Origin of the sequence: Tritonibacter sp. SIMBA_163, from assembly GCF_046535935.1 — a bacterium.
In the GTDB taxonomy this organism is placed as follows: Bacteria; Pseudomonadota; Alphaproteobacteria; order Rhodobacterales; family Rhodobacteraceae; genus Epibacterium; species Epibacterium scottomollicae.
Genome location: NZ_JAWJBP010000863.1, coordinates 1 through 254 on the forward strand (window position 1 = coordinate 1; position 254 = coordinate 254).

The 254-nt window shown below is 67.3% G+C and carries 1 protein-coding gene; it reads right to left on the reverse strand.

Translation table 11 applies throughout. From position 1 onward, the window contains the following. Positions 1 to 254 (reverse strand): ABC transporter permease subunit (locus tag R0J92_RS24800; RefSeq protein ID WP_411053641.1); only part of this gene is annotated, 254 nt, incomplete at both ends.

Here is a 254-nt window from a genome sequence, read left to right on the forward strand (position 1 = left end):
CGCAGGCTGATGGCCCCGATCAGAAGACCCACCAGGCCGGCGGCAACCATGGCCACCAGCCAGATCACCGGCATCTGGTTCGTGCCCGAAAACCCGAAAAAGAGCGGATCGCCGGAGAAGCCGTGCGTGGCAAGGATGCCGGCCGCATAGCCGCCGATCCCGAAGAAGGCGGCATGCCCGAAGGAGACGAGCCCGCCCAGCCCGAGCGCCAGATTGAGCCCCGTGGCCGCAAGTGCGAGAATGGCGACACGGGT